This window comes from Streptomyces sp. NPDC126497 (assembly GCF_040302425.1).
Classification (GTDB): Bacteria; Actinomycetota; Actinomycetes; order Streptomycetales; family Streptomycetaceae; genus Streptomyces.
This window is the reverse complement of sequence record NZ_JBEORT010000076.1, coordinates 1-17,727: the sequence shown is the minus strand read 5'-3', so window position 1 is coordinate 17,727 and position 17,727 is coordinate 1. Positions and strand designations below refer to the sequence as shown.

Sequence of the window (17,727 nt, the reverse complement as noted above, 5' to 3'; positions counted from 1 at the left end):
CCCGGGGCCTCAGTCCCGCCCGTTCCCGGGCGCCGACGGCACGGGCGGCTCGCTCTGCCGGAGCGCGGCCAGGAGCTCGCTCCGCCCGGCCAGCAGTTCGGTGAGGATCCGGCGGGCCGCGCGGAGCAGTTCGGCGACGTCGCCCCCGGCGAGGGCGTACCGGACGGTGGAGCCCTCCCGGACCGAGACGACGATGCCGGACCTCCTGAGCACGGCCAGCTGCTGCGAGAGGCTGGACGGCTCGACGTCGATGTCGGCGAGCAGGTCCCGCACCGGCACGGGGCCGTGCTGCAGCAGTTCCAGGACCCTGATGCGCACGGGGTGCCCCAGCATGCGGAAGAACTCCGCCTTGGCCTGGTAGAGGGGGACTTGCATGGGCGCGCACTCCCTGCCGCATCGGGGATGTTCTCCGTCGTGCGGCGGCGCCCCGCGGGCGCGCCGCCGCACGATGTGCCGTCCTCCCGGGCCGGCCCTTCGAACCGGTCCTTCTCGCCCGGCGTGGCGCGCGTCCGCGGAGGGGGATCATGCCGATGTGGTGACATGAAGAAGTCTTCACATCGTGGGCGCGCGTCGGCCGGGAGCCCGGGGCGTTCAGACTTCCAGCTGCTCCTCGGTCCGCCTGAGCTGGTGGCGGGCCATCGCCAGGTTCGACCGGGCCCTGTCGAGCACCAGGTACAGGAACAGACCGTTGCCGTTGCGGCCGGTGACCGGCCGGATGAGGTGGTACTGGTTGCCGAGGGTGATGAGGACGTCCTCGAGCCGGCTGGTCAGGCCCAGCAGTTCCATGGTGCGCACCTTGGCCCGGACGACATCCGTGTTGCCGGCGGCCGCGACGGTCAGGTCCAGGTCCTTGCCCCCGCCCAGCGTCCCCAGGGCCATGCCGCTGGAGTAGTCGACGACGGCCGCCCCGAGGGCCCCCTCGACGGCGGTCATGATGTCCTTCAGCGACACTTCCACAGTTGCCATGGACGTCTCCCTCTCCGGTCTTCTCACGGGTGGTGCCGGTCCCGACGGGGCGGCGCGCTCCCGCCCCGGCCGGTGGAGGCACCGTAGGCAGGCGGCGTCGGGCGGAGAGGACGTGTTTTCCGGTATGACCGTCCGATGATCGAATGTGTGCGCCGCGCGCTGTCCTGCGACCGGGACCGGTTCACAAAGCTTCGCTCCGGTGTCATCGCGGTCCCCCCGAAGAGTTTCCCCGCGGCACCCCTCCCGTTGGCCGTGCCCGGCTACCTTCGCCTCGCCCGGTCCGGCAGCAGGAGAGGCACGTCCATGAGCACCCCGGTCCACCGCACCCCGCCCCGGCGGCCCGCCGCCGCCCCGGCGCCGGCCCGGCAGCGTCGGGAGGGGAGCAGGGCCGGCGGCCCGTCCGGGAACCCGGCGGAGCACGCCCTCCTCCGGATGCAGTCCGGCGCCGGCAACCGGGCCGCGACCGCGGCGGTGCAGCGCGCCAGGGACGCGGACCGCGGGAAGGCGCCGGAGGACGGCGGCGCGCCCGCCGGAGCGAAGGACGCGCCCGCCGGAGCGAAGGACGCGTCCGCCGGAACGAGGAAGGACTACCGCGACCGGATCGCCGGCCTCCTGGACAGGTTCAAGAAGAACCTCGAGCCCATCGACACCTTCATCAAGGGGGTCCAGACCCCCGTCAACGCGGGTTTCACCCAGCAGGCCGCCGCGGCGGCCAATGAGGGCCTCAAGCACTCCGCCGCCGCGTCGGGGACCTCCGCCGCGTCGGGGAACCTCCTCACGGAGGCCACCGGCACCGTGGTCAACGGCATGGAGGCGTACAAGAACCTGAAGGACGCCAGGAAGCACGGGACCGGGGCCGCCCACCACACGGCGAGGAAGAAGGCCAGGACCAAGGGGGTCGACACGGTCGTCGGCGCCGTCGGCTCGGGGAGCTACAGCGCCGCCGTGGCCAAGGAGGTGACCAAGCTCCAGAAGGCGGCGGACGCCGCGGTGGCGTCCGAGGTGAGCGGTGTCGCCAGTGCTTCCGTCGGCGCGATCAAGGGCGTGCGGGCGGCCTTCCGCGTCGGGGGAGCGGCCCGCAAGTACCGGAAGGTGAAGGAGCTCGGAGACCCCCACCTCGTCCACGCGGGGTCGCTGGCCCGGCTGAACGAGGCGCGGGAGCAGGCCGAATGGGCCGCGGCGGAGGCGTACGTCGCGCTGGACGCCTACTGGGACCACGAGGGCGGGGGGCGGCTGGAGCTCGTGTCCGAGGCCATCGACGCCGCCTGGGAGGCGATGGGCGAGGCCCGTGACGCCGCCGAGAGCCTCCGGCGCGCGGAGAAGGACGTGGAGAGGCTGGAGACGGTGCAGGAGTACGCGAGGAAGAAGCAGCTCACCAAGATCGGCAAGGAGGCGGTCGGCGGCGCGGTGGGCGAATCCACCAAGGCCGCGGCCGGCGTCGTGACGGCGGTCGCGGCGGGAACGGCCGGACTGGCGAGCAACCCGGTCGGATGGGGCCTCGCCGGGGCCGGGGCCGGCCTCGTCCTCGGCGTCACCCTCTACAAGGCGCTCCGCGCCGCCACGAAGCGCTACGAGGAGGTCCGCCACCCCGAGCGCTGGGCGCCGGAGGGCGAGACCCCGGCGGAGGCCGCGTCCCGCGGGGAGTCGCTGCAGCACGCCCTGACGTTCTGGAAGAAGGTGTCGAAGGGCGAACGCCAGGCCATGGCGCGCGAGATCCACGCCCTGGCGGCGGGGCCCCGTGTCCCCGGCGGCGGCGCCACGACGGCCGAGATGAGGGAATCCGCGAGGGCCCTCCTCATCGCTCTCAAAGCGGGCCCCGCCGACCACGGGCTGGAGCCCGGGGAGTGGGCGGACACCCTCGACGACCCGGCGAGGACCGCGGGCTGGATCAAGGAGATAGCGGAGCAGCTGGCCTCGGGGTGACCGGGAGGCGGGAGCGGCGCGGTCCACCGGACGGCACGGCCGCCGTACGGCTCCCGACGGGCGAACACGCCGCCCCCCGGGTACGGACCCCGGGACCAGACGGCCGTACCCGCCTCTCCTCAGTCGCGGTAGGCGTGGGTCCGGGCGGCCTCCACCGTGGCCCAGACGACGGCGCCGGGGTGCAGGTCCAGCTCGGCGGCGGCGACCGCGGTGAGGTCGGCGGCGAGGGGGAACCCGCCGGTGAGGTCGACGCGGATCCGGTCGCCGTGGGTCTCCAGGCCGGCCACTTCGCAGCGCCACAGGTTGCGGGCGCCGGAGCCGGTGGGGCGGTCCCGGTGGACGGTGACCGCGCCGGGCGGGAAGGCGACGAACACCCGCCCGGTCAGCTCCTCGGCGGCCGTGATCGCGGGCCCGTCGTCGAGGCGCACCGTGCGGCCCTCCGCACGGCCCCGGTAGAGGTTGAGGCCGACCAGGCGGGCGACGTAGTCGGTGCGGGGGTGGCGGGCGATGCGGGAGGGGGTGCCCTCCTGGACGACGTGGCCGTCCTCGACGACGACGAGGCGGTCGGCGAGGACCATGGCGTCGAGCGGATCGTGGGTGACGAGGACGGCGACGGCCTCGAAGTCGGCCAGGTGGCGGCGGAGCCGGGCGCGCACCTCCAGCCGGGTGCGGGCGTCCAGGGCGGCGAGCGGTTCGTCCAGCAGCAGCAGCCGGGGGCGGACGGCCAGGGCGCGGGCGAGGGCGACGCGTTGGGCCTGGCCGCCGGAGAGCCGGCGGGGCTTGGCGGCGGCGTGTTCCGACAGGCCCATGCGGTCCAGCCACGCGGCGGCCTGCGCCCGGGCCCGTGCCTTGCCCGCGCCCCGGCAGCGCGGCCCGAAGGCCACGTTGTCCAGTGCGGAGAGGTGGGGGAAGAGCAGGTAGTCCTGGAAGACGACGCCGACCGGCCGGGACTCCGGCGGCGTGCGGTCCAGCTCCGCGCCGTCGAGCCGCAGGTGACCCTCCGAGAGCGGGACGAGGCCGGCGAGGGCGCGCAGGGCGGTGGTCTTGCCGGCGCCGTTGGGGCCGAGCAGGGCGACGACCTCGCCGGGCGCCGCGGTCAGCGTGACGTCGAGGCGGAAGGCGCCGCGCTCGACGACGAGCCGCGCGTCGAGCCCTCCGGCGCCCGGGACGGAGGCCCCGGGCCCGGCCGTCCCCCCGTTGCCGGTCACGAGGCGGTCATCCAGCGGTCGCGCAGCCCCGCCAGTACGGCGACGGACACCGCCAGCAGCACCAGGCTGAGGGCGACGGCCGCCTCCGGGTCGTTCTGCAGGGCGAGGTAGACGGCGAGCGGCATGGTCCGGGTACGGCCGGGGAAGTTGCCCGCGAAGGTGATCGTCGCCCCGAACTCGCCGAGCGCCCGCGCCCAGGCCAGGACGGCGCCGGCCGCGATGCCGGGTGCGATCAGCGGCAGGGTGACCCGGCGGAAGGCGGTGAAGCGGGACGCGCCCAGGGTGGCGGCCGCCTCCTCGTACCGCGGGTCGGCGGCCCGTAGCGTGCCCTCGACGCTGATGACGAGGAACGGCATCGCCACGAACGCCTCCGCCACGATCACGCCCGTGGTGGTGAACGGCAGCGTGATCCCGAACCAGGAGTCCAGCCACTGCCCCACGACCCCGTTGCGGCCCAGCGCCGTCAACAGGGCGACACCGCCCACCACCGGCGGCAGCACCAGCGGGAGCGCCACCAGGGCCCGGACGAGACCGCGTCCCGGGAACTCGACCCGGGCCAGCAGCCAGGCCAGCGGCACGCCGATCACCATGCTCACCGCGGTCGCCGCCGTGGCGCAGACCAGCGACAGCCTCAGCGCCTGCCACACCTCGGTGCCGGTCAGCAGCTCGGGCATGCTCCGCCAGGGGGCCCGGACCAGCAGGGCGACCAGCGGGAGCACCAGGAACGCCAGGCCGATCAGCGCGGGCACGAGCAGCGGCAGGGGAGCCCCGCCCCGCACACCGGCCCCCGTCCGGGCACCGGGACGCCGCGGCCCGCCCGGACGGGGGCCGGCCGCGGCACCGGTCCTGTGCGGCGCGGTCACGGCGCGGTGAACCCGGCCCCGGTCAGCACCCGCCGACCCTCGGCGGACCGCACCAGCTCGATGAACGCCCTGCCCGCCGCGGGGTTGGGCGCGTCCTCGAGCAGGGTGATCGGGTAGTCGTTGACCGCCTCGGCGGACTCGGGGAACTCCACGCCCTCCACCTTGTCACCGGCCGCCCTCACATCGCTCCTGTAGACCACGGCGGCGTCGGCCTCCTTCAGGACCACCTTGTTGAGGGCGGACCTGACGTCCTCCTCGTAGGACACGGGCGTGAGCTCGAGGCCGGCGGCGGCCAGCGCCTTCCCGGCCGCGGCGCCGCACGGCACGGTCCCGTCGCACAGCACGACCTTCAGACCGCCTGCGGTGAGGTCCTCCAGGGAGGCGATCTCGTCCGGGTTGCCGGGCGGGGTGGCGATCTCCAGCCGGTTGCGGACGAAGGTGGCCGGGGTTCCGGCGGCGTCCCCGGCGTCCGTGACGACCTTCATCGTCCTGGGACTGGCGGAGGCGAACACGTCGGCCGGGGCGCCGCTGGTGATGCCGGCGGCGAGCGAGTCGCTGCCGCCGAAGTTGAAGACGACCTCCGTGCCGGGGTGCCGCTCCTCGAACTCCTCGCCGAGCTCGGTGAAGCTCTCCGTCAGCGAGGCGGCGGCGAAGACGTTCACCGTCCCCGACAGCTCGCCGGGAGCGCCGGATCCGGCGCCGGAGTCCGGGCCGGAGGACGAGCAGGCGCTCAGGACCAGCAGCGCGGCGGCGCCCGCGCCGGCCACCTGGAGGGTCCGGCGGTTCCGGCGCGCGGTTCGGGTCATCACGGGCCCGGGGACGATCCGAGGGGTGCGCATACGCAGATGATACTGCCGCAGGTGCCAGGTGAAATAGCCATACGGCTTCGCGCGAGCCGGGTTCTCGCGTGAATCACCTGGCATCTGCGCTCGCACGGGACGGCTTGCCGGTCCGGTCCTTCGGGGTGGCGGCCCGTGAGCCGGTCCCCCGGAGCCGCCGGTGCGGCGGCCGCCCGGCAGCGGTTCCCGAGCGCGGGGGAGCCGGCCACGGGTGGGTGCCGCGCACCCGGGGACACGGCGGCCTGGTTCCGGTTCCCCGGCGCGGCGAACCTGGTGGTCGTGCGGCCGCCGCGACTGCCGAGCGGCCGCCACCGCCCGCACGGAGCCCGCCTCGTCCGCAGGCGGACCGATGAGCCGAACCCCTGGGGAACACCATGACCTTCACCGACACCGACACCGACACCGGCACCAGCACCGACGCCGGAACCGGCACCCCGAGCTGGAACCCGGAGGCCCTCGAGGAGATCCTCTCGAACGACGCCGGCCGGCCCGTCCTGTTCACCAACGCCCGGATCATCACGATGGACCCGCTGATCGGGACCATGAACGGTGCCGACATCCTGTTCGTCGGTCCCCTGATCGTGGGCGTCGGCCCGGCCATCGTCACCGCGGCACAGGACGACGGCGCCATCGTCGTCGACTGCACGGGCACGACGATCGTCCCCGCCGTCGTGGACACCGTCGCCCTGGCCGGCGGCCGCGGCCGGCGCTCCGAGCACGTCGCGACGCTGACCCCGGGCAACACCACCGACTTCCTGGTGCTGCCCGACGGGATCGCCGCCGACGTGCCGAGCGCGGTGGCCGCCCTCGTGTCCCGCCCGGACCAGGTCCGCGCACTGGTCGCGGCCGGCCGGCCCGTCCGCTGGGCGGGCACCGACGTCCCGGGCGGGCCGGCCGCCCCCGAGACGGACATCCCCGCCGCGCCGGACCTGACCGGCAGCCCGCGGCTCGGCGTCTGGATCGACCGGGAGGACTTCCTGCACCAGGAACTCACCGCCGACGGCCGCTACGACGAGACACGGGGCGGCCGCCCCTACGCCTACCAGGGCCGGTTCTGGATCGACGGCGACCGCATCGACTACCTGGACGACCTCGGCTTCTGGGCCTACGGGGAGTTCAAGGGCGACGAACTGCACCACGCGGGCTACGTCATGAAGCGGGGCTGACCCGCCGGCCGGCAGCCCACCACCCCCTCCCCGACACACGGAAAGCAGACCCCTCATGCACACCGCCGCCGACACCGCCGCCGCGGCCGTCCTCGAGCAGATCCGCCGTCGCCCCGCGGACGAACGGCGCATCCTGTTCACCGGCGCGACCGTCGTCACCATGGACGCCGGCCTCGGCGTCCTGCACGACGCCGACCTGCTCGTCGAGGGCGACACCATCGCCGCCGTCGGCCCCGGCCTCGACGCCGGCGACGCCGTGGTCGTCGACGCCGCCGGCACCGTCCTCAGCCCCGGTTTCGTCGACACCCACCGGCACGCCTGGGAGGCCCAGCTGCGCCGGATCATGCCGGACGTCGACGACCTCGGCGCCTACGTCATGTCCACCCTGGCCGGCCACGCCACCGTCTACCGGCCCCAGGACATGTACACCGGCACGAAGCTCGCCGCCCTCACCGCGATCGACAGCGGCATCACCACCATGCTCGACTTCTCCCACAACTCCCGCACCCCCGAACACTCCGACGCCGCCGTCGAGGCCCTCCGCGACACCGGCATCCGCGGTGTGCACGCCTCCATGGGCCCGCACTTCGGTGACTGGGACAAGCAGTGGCCCGGCGACCTGACACGCCTCAGGGAGAAGTACTTCAACAGTGACGACCAGCTGCTGACCCTGCGCCTGGCGGCGCTCGCCACCGACGAGATCGCCGGGCCGGCCCTCGCCTACGGCCCCGAACTCGCCCGCGTCGCCAAGGACCTGGGCATCGGGGTGAGCGTGGACGCGGTCTTCGGCACGGCCTCCTCCGAGGTGATCCTGAACTGGGCGAAGGACGGCATCCTCGGCAGCGACGTCACCCTCATCCACGCCACCGGACTGACCCCCGAAGCATGGAAGGCGATGGGGGAAAGCGGCACCACCGTGGCTCTCGCCCCCACCTCCGACGCACAGATCGGCCTGGAGACCGCGATCCCCGCCGTCGACGAGGCTTTGTCCGTCGGCATCCGTCCCGGACTGAGCATCGACGTCGAAGTCGCCCTGGCCAGCGACATGTTCACCCAGATGCGGGCCCTGCACGCCATCCAGCGGATGCGGGCCGTCAACGCCGCCCACGGCACCGGCCGGCAGCCGGTCCGCATCACCACCCACGACGTCCTGGACTTCGCCACCCTCCAGGGCGCCCGCACCAACGGCCTCGCCGACGTCACCGGCTCACTCACCCCCGGCAAGAAGGCCGACCTGTTGGTCATCCAGGCCGAGGACCTCAACAACATGCCGCTCAACGACCCGATCGGCACCCTCGTACTGGGCTCCGACGCCCGCAACATCAGTACCGTCCTCATCAACGGCGAGCCCCGCAAGTGGGACGGACAGGTCCTCGACGTCGACCTGCCCGCCCTGCGCCACGAGGTCCACGCCTCGCGCGCGCACGTGCTGAACACCCCGGCCGCCTGACCATCCCGTCACCGTCCCCGGCCTCCCCCTCCGGCCGGGGGCGCCGCGGTCACCGGCCCGGCCGTCTGCCGTGGAGTTGCGGGTCCGTGCCCCGATGCGATGCTGGAGGTGATGACCCCGTTCGGGGTATGCGCGGAGCGCCCCGTCCGCTGCCGCGCCCTCCCACCCGCGCCTCGGCCGGAGCCGAGCGGCGCGGTGGCAGCCACCCTCCTCACCGGAAGGGCAGAACCATGGCTCAGGCGGCTCGAGTGCGTCGTGACACGACGAAGATGACGGATCGCTGGGACCCCCAGCTCCTCTGGTACGCCCGAGCGGTACGGCGCATGCAGGGCAAGCAGGAGTCGCAGCCGACCAGTTGGCTCTGGCAGGCCAACATCCACGGCGAGAAGGCGGAGAACCCCGGCCCCAATCCGGAGTGGAACAACTGCCCGCACGGCGGCTGGTTCTTCCTGCCCTGGCACCGCGCCTACCTCCTCTGCTTCGAGGAGATCGTGCGCGACGTCATCCGGAACGAGCTGGACGGACCCGACGACTGGGCACTGCCGTACTGGAACTACACCCGGGTGACGAACGGTGACCCGGACAGCCCGGGGTCGCAGGAATGCCGTCGCCTGCCGAGCGCGTTCCGCAGCCCGGACTGGCCCGACGGCGAGGGCGGGAACCCGCTGTTCCTGGCGGAGCCCGACCGCAGCCCGGGCGCCGCCCTGGGAGCTTCCGTCGGGTGGACCGAGGTCAACCCGTACCGGGCCATGCAGGCACCGCGCTTCACCGGCGCGACGCAGTTCGGCAGCGAGCACACCGGCAGCCGTCTGCTCCACAGCAACGGACAGTCCGGCCTGCTGGAGATGCAGCCGCACAACCTCCTCCACGGTTACGTGGGAGGGGTGATGTTGCAGTTCTTCTCGCCCCGGGACCCCGTCTTCTGGCTGCACCACGCCAACATCGACCGTCTCTGGGCGGCTTGGAACGCGAGCAGCGCCGAGCACAGGAACCCGACGGACGCGGACTGGCTCGGCTTCGCCCACACCTTCCGCGACGCGCAGGGCAACCAGGTCAGGTTCACGTCGGGAGAGCTCCAGTCCACGGAGGAGTTCGGGTACGTCTACGAGTCGCTGACGGACGGGCTCGGGCTGAAGCCCCCCGAGCGGCTGGTCGCCACGCCGGCGGCCGGCGTCGACCCCCCGCCGCAGCAGGTGGCGGCCACCTCGGGCCCGACCGACCTGGGACCGGACGCCCTCGCCGTCCCGCTGACTCCCGGGCCCGGTGCCCGCGCCGGGGCCCTGCCGGAGGCCGCCTCGCCGCAGACGCCGAACCGCGCCGTCCTCACCATGGACGACGTACGCGCCGACGCGCCGCCCCAGACGAACTACCGCGTCTTCGTCGGCGCCCGCCCCGACCACGAGGAGGACCTCGACCCGGAGGGGCCGTACTTCATCGGCCACGTCCACTTCTTCGGCGCGGTCGGCGCCCATCCCCACTCCCACGGTGGTGGAGGACTCACCTTCACGTTCGACATCACCGAGCACCTCACCGAGCTGCGCCGGCTGGGCGCGTGGGACGGCGAGGGCGTTCCGCCGGTCGTGGTGACACCGGCTCCGCTCGGCCCGCCGCCGCCCGACGCCGGGGAGCCGGCCGGTGCTCTCGCGGCCGTGTCGACGCCACCGCCCGGCTCGCGTCCCCGCATCGGCAGCATCTCCCTGAGCACCACCTGACCGGGGCCCGCGGGCCGGAACGGCCGCAGCGGACCTGGCCGGAACCGGTACCCGCCGGAGCCTCCCCGGCCGGCCCGGGCCGGTGGACGACTTCCACCGGTGCGGTCGGAGTGGATCGGGAAGAGGTCGTCGACGACCTCTTCCCGCCGGTGGTGACGCCCTCGAAGGCGGAGGCACTCACCCGCGGGGCCGCACCGGCACACCCGGCGACGTGGCCGGCGCGGCCGTCCTCCTCGTCGCCCTGGACATCCACCGGGTCGGCACCGGGGCCGCGGTCGACGCCCCCCGCGCTCCCCTTTCCGTCCCGGACGACGCGGACGGGCACGGGGGCACCGGGCGGGCCCTTCAGCCGGGTGGCTCTTCGGGGAGGAACGTCACCTGCGGGGCGCCCGTGCGCGGATGGACGGCGACTTCCGCCGCCACTCCGTAGACCTCGGCCAGGAGCCGCGGGGTGAGGACCTCGGCGGGTGGACCGGAGGCGGTGACCGCACCGTCGTGCAGGACGTAGAGGCGGTCGCAGTAGGAGGCGGCCAGGTTGAGGTCGTGCAGGGCGAGCAGCACGGTGGCGGGCAGGCGGCGCAGGGTGCCGAGCACGGACAGCTGGTGCCGGATGTCGAGGTGGTTGGTGGGTTCGTCGAGGACGAGGAGGGTGGGCTGCTGGGCGAGGGCCCGCGCGATGAGGACGCGCCGGCGCTCGCCGCCGGAGAGCCGGTCGAAGGGGCGGTCGGCCAGGTGGACGGCGTCGACCGCGAGGAGCGCGGAGTCGATGAGGCCGGCGTCCTCGGGGGTGTCACCGGCGAGGAACCGTTTGTGCGGGGTGCGGCCCATGGCGACGACCTCGCGGACGGCGAGGTCGAAGTCGGCCGCCGAGTCCTGGACCACCGCCGCCACGGTGCGGGCCAGTCGCCGCACCGGCAGCGCCCAGACGTCGTCTCCGTCGACCCGGACCCGGCCGGTGTCGGGGCGCAGGACGCGGTAGACGGTGCGCAGGAGGCTGGACTTCCCGCTGCCGTTGGGACCGACGAGCCCGATGGTCTCGCCCGGGCGGGCGGTCAGGGAGACGTCGCGCACCAGGTGGCGGGCTCCGGCGGTGAGCGTGACGCCGTCGACGCTCAGTTCGGTCGCGGTCATGCCACTCCTCGGTCGGTGCCGCGCCGGGCGTCCCGGCGCATCAGCCACAGGAAGAACGGCCCGCCGCACAGGGCCGTGAGGACGCCGACGGGTATCTCCGTCGGTGCGGCGACCGTCCGTGCGGCGATGTCGGCCCAGACGAGGAAGACCGCTCCGCCGAGTGCCGCCGTCGGCAGGACCCGGCGGTGGTCGCCGCCGACGAACAGGCGCACGATGTGGGGCGTCATCAGGCCGACGAAGCCGATCGGTCCGGCCGCCGCGACCAGCACGCCCGTGAGGAGGGAGAGCAGCACGAACAGCCGGGCGCGGAACCGGGCCACGTCCAGCCCCATCGTGGTGGCCGCCTCCTCGCCGGCCAGCAGCAGGTTCAGGTTGCGGGCCTGCGCCATGAGGGCGCCGACGCCGAGCAGCAGGGCCGTGCCCGGCAGCCACAGCGTGCCCCAGTTGACGCCGCCGAGGCCGCCGAGGGTCCAGGCGAGGACCGCGCGGGCCTCGTTGCCCCGGTCGGTGGTGAGCAGCAGCAGGTCGAGGACCGCGGTGAGCACCGCCGCGACCGCCACCCCGGACAGCACCAGCCGCGCCGAGGTGATGCGTCCGCCGGTGCGGGCGGTGGCGTACACGAGCAGGAGCGCGCCCAGGGCGCCCGCGAAGGCGGTCACCGACAGGGAGAGCGGCCCGAAGAGGGTGAACCCGAACACGATCACCGAGACGGCGCCGAGCGACGCGCCGGAGGAGACGCCGAGCAGGTAGGGCTCGGCGAGCGGGTTGCGCACCAGGGCCTGCAGCGCGGTGCCGATCACCGCCAGGCCGGCGCCGGTGACCGCGCCGAGCAGCACCCGCGGCGCCCGCACGTCCACCACGATGGTCTCCCGGGCCCGCGACCAGTCCGGCTGCTGCCAGTCGGCGCCCAGCGCGTGCGCCACGATGCCCCACACCTGGCCGGGCGGCACCCGGACGGAGCCGATCGCCAGACCCGCCGTGGCGGAGACCGCGAGCAGGGCGGCGAGCACGAGCAGCGTGACGGCCAACCGCGTGCGGCCCGCTCCCGCCTCCTCGGCCTTCCGCCGTCGGACCGTCCGTCCGGTGGGCGTGGCGGGGGCGTCCCGGGTCACCGGAAGCTCTCGGGGTGCAGCCCGCGGGCCAGGTCCTCGACCGCGTGGGCCGAGCGGACGCCGACCAGGGTGGCGGTCAGCGGCAGGACGACGAACCGCTCGTTCCTGACGGCGGGCACGTCGGCGAGCGCGGGCTGGGAGAGCAGGAACCTCTTCTTCTCCTCGACGCTTCCGGCGCCGGCGTAGTCGTAGACGGCGATGACCTCGGGCCCGCGCTCGACGACCTGCTCCCAGGAGACGTCGCCGAAGACGTCGTCGAGGTCGGCGAAGACGTTCTCGCCGCCGGCCAGCCGGATCAGCTCGGTGCCCAGGCTCTTGCCGCCCGCGGTGAAGGCGCTCCTGTCGCCGCTGTCGTAGACGAAGACGGACACCTCGGGCTCGCCCTCGACCTCGGCGGCGGCCTTGCCGACGCGGTCCTCGAGGTCCGCGACCAGCTCGTCGGCCCGGTCCGGGACACCGAAGATCCTGCCGATGGTGCGGATCTCGTCGTAGGTGTCCTGCATCGTCACCCGCTTCTCGCCGCAGTACTCGCGGTTGAGGTGGGTGTCGATGCCGGCGTCGGCGAACGCCTTGCGGGAGCGGCCCTCGTTCTCGGCGAAGGCACTGCCGTAGCCGCCGTAGACGAAGTCGGGTCCGGCGTCCAGGATCTTCTCGAACGACGGCTCCCTCTTCGCCAGTTCGGGGATGGCCGCGTAGTCCTTCCTCAGCTCGGGCAGGACGGCGGAGTCGGGGAAGGCCGTGCCGACCATGCGGTCCTTCAGGCCGAGGGCGAGCATGAGTTCCGCCGGGTGCTGGTGGACGGTGACCGCCCGTGACGGCGGCTTCTCGTACGTCGTCCTCACGCCGCAGTTGTCGACGGTGACCGGGAAGCCCGCGGGGACGGCGGCGGTGGCCCCCGCCTCCCCGCCGCTCCCGCCGGACCCGCCGCAGCCGGTGGTCAGCAGCACCGACGACAGCGCCATGGCGGCCGCCGCGGCACGAAGGAACCCGCGCGTGCGGGCAGGGGTGGACAGCTGGGACACGTGAAGCCTCCTGGAGTCCGCGCTCCTCGGGACGGGCCCGCGACGGACCAGTGTCCTGACTCCCGGATCGACGTTCCCTCCGCCTTCCCGCGCGCAGCGCAGTGGCATGTCGGAGGGGCGCTCCCCGGTCACAGTGGCGGGACCGTGCCGGATTCGCACCGGCTTCCTGTCTCCCGTCGCGGCGATGACCAGGTGATCCTACGTTTCCCCGGGTCGACGGCAAAAGCGCGGGCGGCCCCGGCCGCACGCAACGCGCCGGAGGCACGCTCGACGGCGTACGCGGCCAGTCTGGCCGGATACCGCCTCGGAGGATCACCACCTCCTCGGTCAGACTTGTCACCTCACGCCACATGCGCACCGCTGCTGCGGTGGCCCGCGCCCGGGAGGCCCCCGATGACGTCAGACGCGAGGCCGGAGGAGGACGGGGCGGTAGCCCCTCCCGGACGGCGGCGGCCTCCCGGTGACCGCGTCGCGCTCCGCGGCGACCTGCGGTCCGCCCTGCCCGACGCCACCGCGGCGGTGGTGGTCACGGTGCTCGTGTTCGCCTTCCTGTGGGCGCGCATGGAGTCGGGCGCGTCGGACACCGTCGCGGTCATGCCGTTCATGGACGATCCCGGCACCTACTGGATGTACCTGCTCAGTCAGGCGTTCGGGTGGTCGGGGCTGTTGTGGGCGTGGGGCACGGTCATGCTCGGTCTGCTGCTGTCGGGGCCGCGTCCCGCCCGGCTGCCGGTCTCCCGGCAGGTGCTGGAGCGCTGGCACCGCACCACGAGTCTGACGACGATGGCGCTGATGTCCGCGCACGCGCTGATGTTCGCGGCGGAACTCGTGCGCTACGAGACGCAGGTGGCGTGGGCGGAGCGGTTGTGGGTGGCCTTCGCGGACACCTTCGTGCCGGGCTGGTACGACTCCGGAACCGGCAGGGTCGCCATCCCGATCGGCCAGGGCGCCCTGTACCTGGCGGTCCCACTGGGGCTGCTGTTCTACGTCCGGCACCGCATCGGAGCGAACACCTGGCGGCGACTGCACCGTTTCGTGATCGTCGTGTACGTGCTGAGCGTGTGGCACACGCTGCTGTACGGAACCAACGTCTGGTACGGGGAGTGGCCGCGCACCGTGCTGTGGCTGCTGCAACTGCCGGTCGCGGTCCTGCTGTTGCTGCGCCTGCTGAGGCCGGCCCGGCGGGCCGAGCGGCTGGGTCCGCCCGGCGGGGGCGCGGCCCGGCCGGGATGGTGGGTGCGGGCGGCGGGACGGGTCGCCGTCGCAGCCGTCGTCGTCGGGCTGGTCGCCGTGGTGGTGTCGGGCCGCGACGGCGGACGGGACCGCCCGGCCCACCCGCCCGCGACCGCCCCCCACGCCCAGGAGACGGACTGACGGCCGGCGTCGACCTCGCGTTCCGCCGCCGGAGCTGCTGCCTTTGCCACCGCGCGCCGAAGGGTTCGAAGCGCGGTGACCGCGGACCGGCCGGTGACGTACGCCGCCGAGCCCCGCGATGAGGCACATCCGCTTCGGGCTGTGCCGCGCGCCGGGCCGGGACGCGTGCGCCCGGCCCGGCGAGCCGGGGGCCGGGAGCGGGACGGCTCGTCACGGACGGTGCGGGCGACGGCCGGTGAGATCATCCGACGCCTCGAACGGTGTGCCGCCCGTGAGATCCTCGCCCCGGCCGGACCGGTTCCCCCGCCCCCGCGTCGCGGGGGCGTCCGCGGCGGGTGCCCGAGCCCGCCGACGCGGTGGTCCCGCGAGTGCGGCCGACCCCCACCAGCTACCGGATCCGCTCGGCGCCGTCTTTCGGGCGGGCGGCCACCGGTGGGCTCGTGGCCGTCGGTGGCCGGGATCCTGGTCGACCCGTACTACGCCGGCCCGCGCCCCGAGGAGGCAGCCGTGGCGGCGTTGCCGGACTGCCGCCCGTCCGGCACGGAGCGGGCCCCGGCCACGGCGGCCGGGGTGTCGCGCAGGCCGAGGCGCAGGTGCTCGACGTGGTAGAGGGCCTGCTCCAGCAGTTCGGCGACGTGGTTGTCGTGGAGCGCGTAGATCACCGAGCGGCCCCGGCGCTCGCCGGTGACCAGACCGAGGTTGCGCAGCAGACGCAACTGATGGGAGCAGGCGGACTGTTCCATGCCGACGGCGTCGGCGAGTTCGGTCGCCGCGCACGCGCCCTCCTGGAGACGGGCCAGGATCCGCAGCCGGGAGGGCGTGGCCAGAGCCTGGAGTGTGGCAGCCACGTCGGCGGCGCCCACGGTCTCGAGGCGCTCGCGCGCGGTGGCGGTGGTTTCGGCGTCAGCTCCATGGCCCATGGTCGCCATCCTACGGAGAGGGATCCATGAACGTATGAATTGCTCTTCATGTGATCCTGTACGGTGGAGGGAGCGGTGCCGACCTTCCGGCCGGCCGCTGTCCCGTCATGCCGTCGTGAAGGAGTTCCGCTCCGATGACCTCCACCGTCACTCCAGCCCCGGCCGGCCGGGCCGCGCCTGCGCGCGACGGCGGCGCGCCCCGGCGCCGTACCCGTGTCCTCGCCCTGCCCGAGGCGCGCTGGGCCGCCGCAGCCACCGTCTTCTTCCTGCTCGCGCTGCTGCTGCAGCTGGCTGGTGCTCCGGCGTGGGCGTGGGGGCCGCTGTACGCGGTGACGTATGCGGCCGGCGGTTGGGAGCCGGGGTGGGCGGGTCTGCGGGCTCTGCGGGAGAAGACGCTCGATGTCGACCTGCTGATGGTCGTCGCCGCTCTCGGGGCGGCGTCGATCGGGCAGGTGAGGGACGGCGCGCTGCTCATCGTCATCTTCGCCACGTCCGGTGCGCTGGAGGCGCTGGCCACGGCACGAACCGCCGACTCGGTGCGCGGTCTGCTCGACCTGGCACCGGCCACGGCCACCCGCGTCGACGCCGACGGCAGCGAGGTGACCGTCGCCGTGGAGGAGCTGTCCGTCGGCGACACCGTCCTCGTACGGCCCGGCGAGCGCATCGGTGCCGACGGCCGGGTGCTCGACGGGACGAGCGACGTCGACCAGGCGACCATCACGGGTGAGCCGTTGCCCGTCGCCAAGGAGCAGGGCGACGAGGTCTTCGCGGGCACCCTCAACGGCACCGGCGCCTTGCGCGTCCGTGTGGAGCGTGACGCCTCCGACACGGTGGTCGCCCGGATCGTGCGGATGGTGGAGGAGGCCTCCGAGACCAAGGCGCCGACCCAGTTGTTCATCGAGAAGGTCGAACAGCGCTACTCGCTGGGCATGGTGGTGGCGACGCCGGCCGTGTTCCTCGTCCCGCTGGTCTTCGGCGCGGACCTCACCGATGCGTTGCTGCGGGCGATGACGTTCATGATCGTGGCCTCACCGTGCGCGGTCGTCCTGGCGACGATGCCGCCCCTGCTGTCGGCCATCGCGAATGCCGGACGGCACGGTGTGCTGGTCAAGTCGGCGGTGGTGATGGAGCGGCTGGGGCAGGTCGACGCGGTGGCGCTCGACAAGACCGGTACGCTGACCGAGGGCACGCCGCGAGTCACCGACGTCCGACCGCTGGCCGCATCCCGGCTGGCCGAGGGCGAGTTGCTGGTCCTCGCGGCCGCCGCGGAGCACCCGAGCGAACATCCGCTGGCCCGTTCCGTCGTGGACGCGGCACGCGAACGCGGACTCGCCCTGCCGGTGGCGGAGGACTTCGACTCCACGCCCGGCATCGGGGTGACCGCGACCGTCGAGGGGCGCGCGGTCGCGGTCGGCGCCCCGGCGCGGCTCCTCGGCGGGGCGACGGACGCGGACTCCGCCCTCGCGGCAGTGCTTGTCGGCGAGCTGGAGGACGGCGGACGGACCGCGGTCCTGGTCACGGTGGACGGTACGCCGGTGGGCGTGCTCGGCATCGCGGACCGGCTGCGGCCCGACGCCACCGCCACCGTCACCTCGCTGACGTCCCTCACCGGAACCGCACCCGTACTGCTGACCGGCGACAATCCGCGTGCCGCCGCCCGCCTGGCGGACGAGGTCGGCATCGAGGACGTACGGGCAGGACTGCTGCCCCAGCACAAGGTGAGGGCGGTGCGAGAGCTGGAGGACTCCGGCCGCACGGTGATGGTCGTGGGCGACGGCGTCAACGACGCCCCGGCGCTGGCAGCCGCCCACACCGGTGTCGCGATGGGCCGGGCGGGCTCCGACCTCACCCTGGAGACCGCCGACGCCGTCGTCGTCCGCGACGAACTCGCCGCGGTCCCCGCCGTGATCGCCCTGTCCCGGCGCGCCCGCAGGCTCGTCGTGCATTGTACCGCAGGCTGTGCGGGTCGTCCTCACGCAGCAGCCGGGACATCTCGTTGTGCTCGAAGGTGCCGTCGGGGTTCTCGGTGAAGACGCCCTGG

At 74.1% G+C, this 17,727-nt stretch carries 15 protein-coding genes and 1 riboswitch; of the genes, 6 read left to right on the top strand and 9 right to left on the bottom strand.

What is annotated here, in order from left to right; genetic code table 11:
* Positions 1-9 precede the first annotated feature (9 nt).
* Positions 10-375 (bottom strand): ArsR/SmtB family transcription factor, encoded by a 366-nt coding sequence (locus tag ABTY20_RS26040; RefSeq protein ID WP_351999477.1) that lies wholly within the window; start codon positions 373-375, stop codon positions 10-12.
* 216 nt (positions 376-591) lie between these two features.
* Entirely contained in the window at positions 592-966 is a 375-nt protein-coding gene (locus ABTY20_RS26035) for a roadblock/LC7 domain-containing protein (protein WP_351999476.1), read from the bottom strand.
* Positions 967-1,269: 303 nt separating this feature from the next.
* Between ABTY20_RS26035 and ABTY20_RS26030 the strand changes: the two genes are divergently transcribed.
* Positions 1,270-2,889 carry a hypothetical protein gene (locus tag ABTY20_RS26030; RefSeq protein ID WP_351999475.1) on the top strand — a complete coding sequence of 540 codons (1,620 nt, stop codon included), beginning with the start codon at positions 1,270-1,272 and terminating at the stop codon, positions 2,887-2,889.
* Positions 2,890-3,008: 119 nt separating this feature from the next.
* Here ABTY20_RS26030 and ABTY20_RS26025 read toward each other — a convergent pair whose 3' ends face one another.
* From ABTY20_RS26025 to modA, 3 genes are read right to left on the bottom strand one after another with little or no spacing between them, the layout of a single operon-like run.
* The gene (locus tag ABTY20_RS26025; RefSeq protein ID WP_351999474.1) at positions 3,009-4,097 is read right to left on the bottom strand and encodes an ABC transporter ATP-binding protein; all 1,089 of its coding nucleotides are present in this window, start codon (positions 4,095-4,097) and stop codon (positions 3,009-3,011) included.
* Positions 4,094-4,960, bottom strand: a complete 867-nt coding sequence (locus tag ABTY20_RS26020) for an ABC transporter permease (protein ID WP_351999473.1) — start codon at positions 4,958-4,960, stop codon at positions 4,094-4,096. The genes ABTY20_RS26025 and ABTY20_RS26020 overlap by 4 nt, the downstream gene beginning before the upstream one ends.
* The gene (modA, locus tag ABTY20_RS26015) at positions 4,957-5,766 is read right to left on the bottom strand and encodes a molybdate ABC transporter substrate-binding protein (RefSeq protein WP_351999492.1); all 810 of its coding nucleotides are present in this window, start codon (positions 5,764-5,766) and stop codon (positions 4,957-4,959) included. Before modA ends, ABTY20_RS26020 begins: the two co-directional genes overlap by 4 nt.
* A gap of 407 nt (positions 5,767-6,173) precedes the next feature.
* Here modA and ABTY20_RS26010 point away from each other — a divergent pair, with 407 nt between their 5' ends.
* From ABTY20_RS26010 to ABTY20_RS26000, 3 genes are all read left to right on the top strand, one after another.
* Positions 6,174-6,965 (top strand): Atu4866 domain-containing protein, encoded by a 792-nt coding sequence (locus ABTY20_RS26010; protein WP_351999472.1) that lies wholly within the window; start codon positions 6,174-6,176, stop codon positions 6,963-6,965.
* A gap of 55 nt (positions 6,966-7,020) precedes the next feature.
* Positions 7,021-8,415 carry an amidohydrolase family protein gene (locus ABTY20_RS26005; RefSeq protein WP_351999471.1) on the top strand — a complete coding sequence of 465 codons (1,395 nt, stop codon included), beginning with the start codon at positions 7,021-7,023 and terminating at the stop codon, positions 8,413-8,415.
* A 269-nt stretch (positions 8,416-8,684) separates the two neighbouring features.
* Complete coding sequence (locus ABTY20_RS26000; RefSeq protein WP_351999470.1) at positions 8,685-10,127, top strand: tyrosinase family protein; 1,443 nt, start codon at positions 8,685-8,687, stop codon at positions 10,125-10,127.
* Positions 10,128-10,472: 345 nt separating this feature from the next.
* Here the strand turns inward: ABTY20_RS26000 and ABTY20_RS25995 are convergent, their stop codons facing one another.
* From ABTY20_RS25995 to ABTY20_RS25985, 3 genes are read right to left on the bottom strand one after another with little or no spacing between them, the layout of a single operon-like run.
* Complete coding sequence (locus ABTY20_RS25995; protein ID WP_351999469.1) at positions 10,473-11,258, bottom strand: ABC transporter ATP-binding protein; 786 nt, start codon at positions 11,256-11,258, stop codon at positions 10,473-10,475.
* Positions 11,255-12,370, bottom strand: a complete 1,116-nt coding sequence (locus ABTY20_RS25990) for a FecCD family ABC transporter permease (protein ID WP_351999468.1) — start codon at positions 12,368-12,370, stop codon at positions 11,255-11,257. Before ABTY20_RS25990 ends, ABTY20_RS25995 begins: the two co-directional genes overlap by 4 nt.
* Positions 12,367-13,332 carry an ABC transporter substrate-binding protein gene (locus tag ABTY20_RS25985; protein ID WP_351999491.1) on the bottom strand — a complete coding sequence of 322 codons (966 nt, stop codon included), beginning with the start codon at positions 13,330-13,332 and terminating at the stop codon, positions 12,367-12,369. Before ABTY20_RS25985 ends, ABTY20_RS25990 begins: the two co-directional genes overlap by 4 nt.
* 88 nt (positions 13,333-13,420) lie before the next feature.
* Positions 13,421-13,598: riboswitch (cobalamin riboswitch) on the bottom strand.
* A 187-nt stretch (positions 13,599-13,785) separates the two neighbouring features.
* On the opposite strand from ABTY20_RS25985, the gene ABTY20_RS25980 reads away from it, so the two are divergent.
* On the top strand, positions 13,786-14,766 hold the full coding sequence (locus tag ABTY20_RS25980) for a ferric reductase-like transmembrane domain-containing protein (RefSeq protein ID WP_351999467.1): 981 nt from the start codon (positions 13,786-13,788) through the stop codon (positions 14,764-14,766).
* Between the two features lie 476 nt (positions 14,767-15,242).
* On the opposite strand, the gene ABTY20_RS25975 is transcribed toward ABTY20_RS25980, so the two are convergent.
* The gene (locus tag ABTY20_RS25975; protein ID WP_351999466.1) at positions 15,243-15,686 is read right to left on the bottom strand and encodes an ArsR/SmtB family transcription factor; all 444 of its coding nucleotides are present in this window, start codon (positions 15,684-15,686) and stop codon (positions 15,243-15,245) included.
* A 134-nt stretch (positions 15,687-15,820) separates the two neighbouring features.
* Here ABTY20_RS25975 and ABTY20_RS25970 point away from each other — a divergent pair, with 134 nt between their 5' ends.
* Positions 15,821-17,716: a heavy metal translocating P-type ATPase gene (locus ABTY20_RS25970; RefSeq protein WP_351999465.1), complete on the top strand. Its 1,896-nt coding sequence runs from the start codon at positions 15,821-15,823 to the stop codon at positions 17,714-17,716.
* Positions 17,717-17,727: the final 11 nt, after the last annotated feature.

Excerpts from the sequence above, each read along its gene's own strand:
- ABTY20_RS26040 (WP_351999477.1), bottom strand. The coding sequence starts at position 375 with ATGCAAGTCCCCCTCTACCAGGCCAAGGCGGAGTTCTTCCGCATGCTG.
- ABTY20_RS26035 (WP_351999476.1), bottom strand. The coding sequence starts at position 966 with ATGGCAACTGTGGAAGTGTCGCTGAAGGACATCATGACCGCCGTCGAG.
- ABTY20_RS26030 (WP_351999475.1), top strand. The coding sequence starts at position 1,270 with ATGAGCACCCCGGTCCACCGCACCCCGCCCCGGCGGCCCGCCGCCGCC.
- modA (WP_351999492.1), bottom strand. The coding sequence starts at position 5,766 with ATGACCCGAACCGCGCGCCGGAACCGCCGGACCCTCCAGGTGGCCGGC.
- ABTY20_RS26010 (WP_351999472.1), top strand. The coding sequence starts at position 6,174 with ATGACCTTCACCGACACCGACACCGACACCGGCACCAGCACCGACGCC.
- ABTY20_RS26005 (WP_351999471.1), top strand. The coding sequence starts at position 7,021 with ATGCACACCGCCGCCGACACCGCCGCCGCGGCCGTCCTCGAGCAGATC.
- ABTY20_RS26000 (WP_351999470.1), top strand. The coding sequence starts at position 8,685 with ATGACGGATCGCTGGGACCCCCAGCTCCTCTGGTACGCCCGAGCGGTA.
- ABTY20_RS25995 (WP_351999469.1), bottom strand. The coding sequence starts at position 11,258 with ATGACCGCGACCGAACTGAGCGTCGACGGCGTCACGCTCACCGCCGGA.
- ABTY20_RS25985 (WP_351999491.1), bottom strand. The coding sequence starts at position 13,332 with ATGGCGCTGTCGTCGGTGCTGCTGACCACCGGCTGCGGCGGGTCCGGC.
- ABTY20_RS25980 (WP_351999467.1), top strand. The coding sequence starts at position 13,786 with ATGACGTCAGACGCGAGGCCGGAGGAGGACGGGGCGGTAGCCCCTCCC.
- ABTY20_RS25975 (WP_351999466.1), bottom strand. The coding sequence starts at position 15,686 with ATGGGCCATGGAGCTGACGCCGAAACCACCGCCACCGCGCGCGAGCGC.
- ABTY20_RS25970 (WP_351999465.1), top strand. The coding sequence starts at position 15,821 with ATGACCTCCACCGTCACTCCAGCCCCGGCCGGCCGGGCCGCGCCTGCG.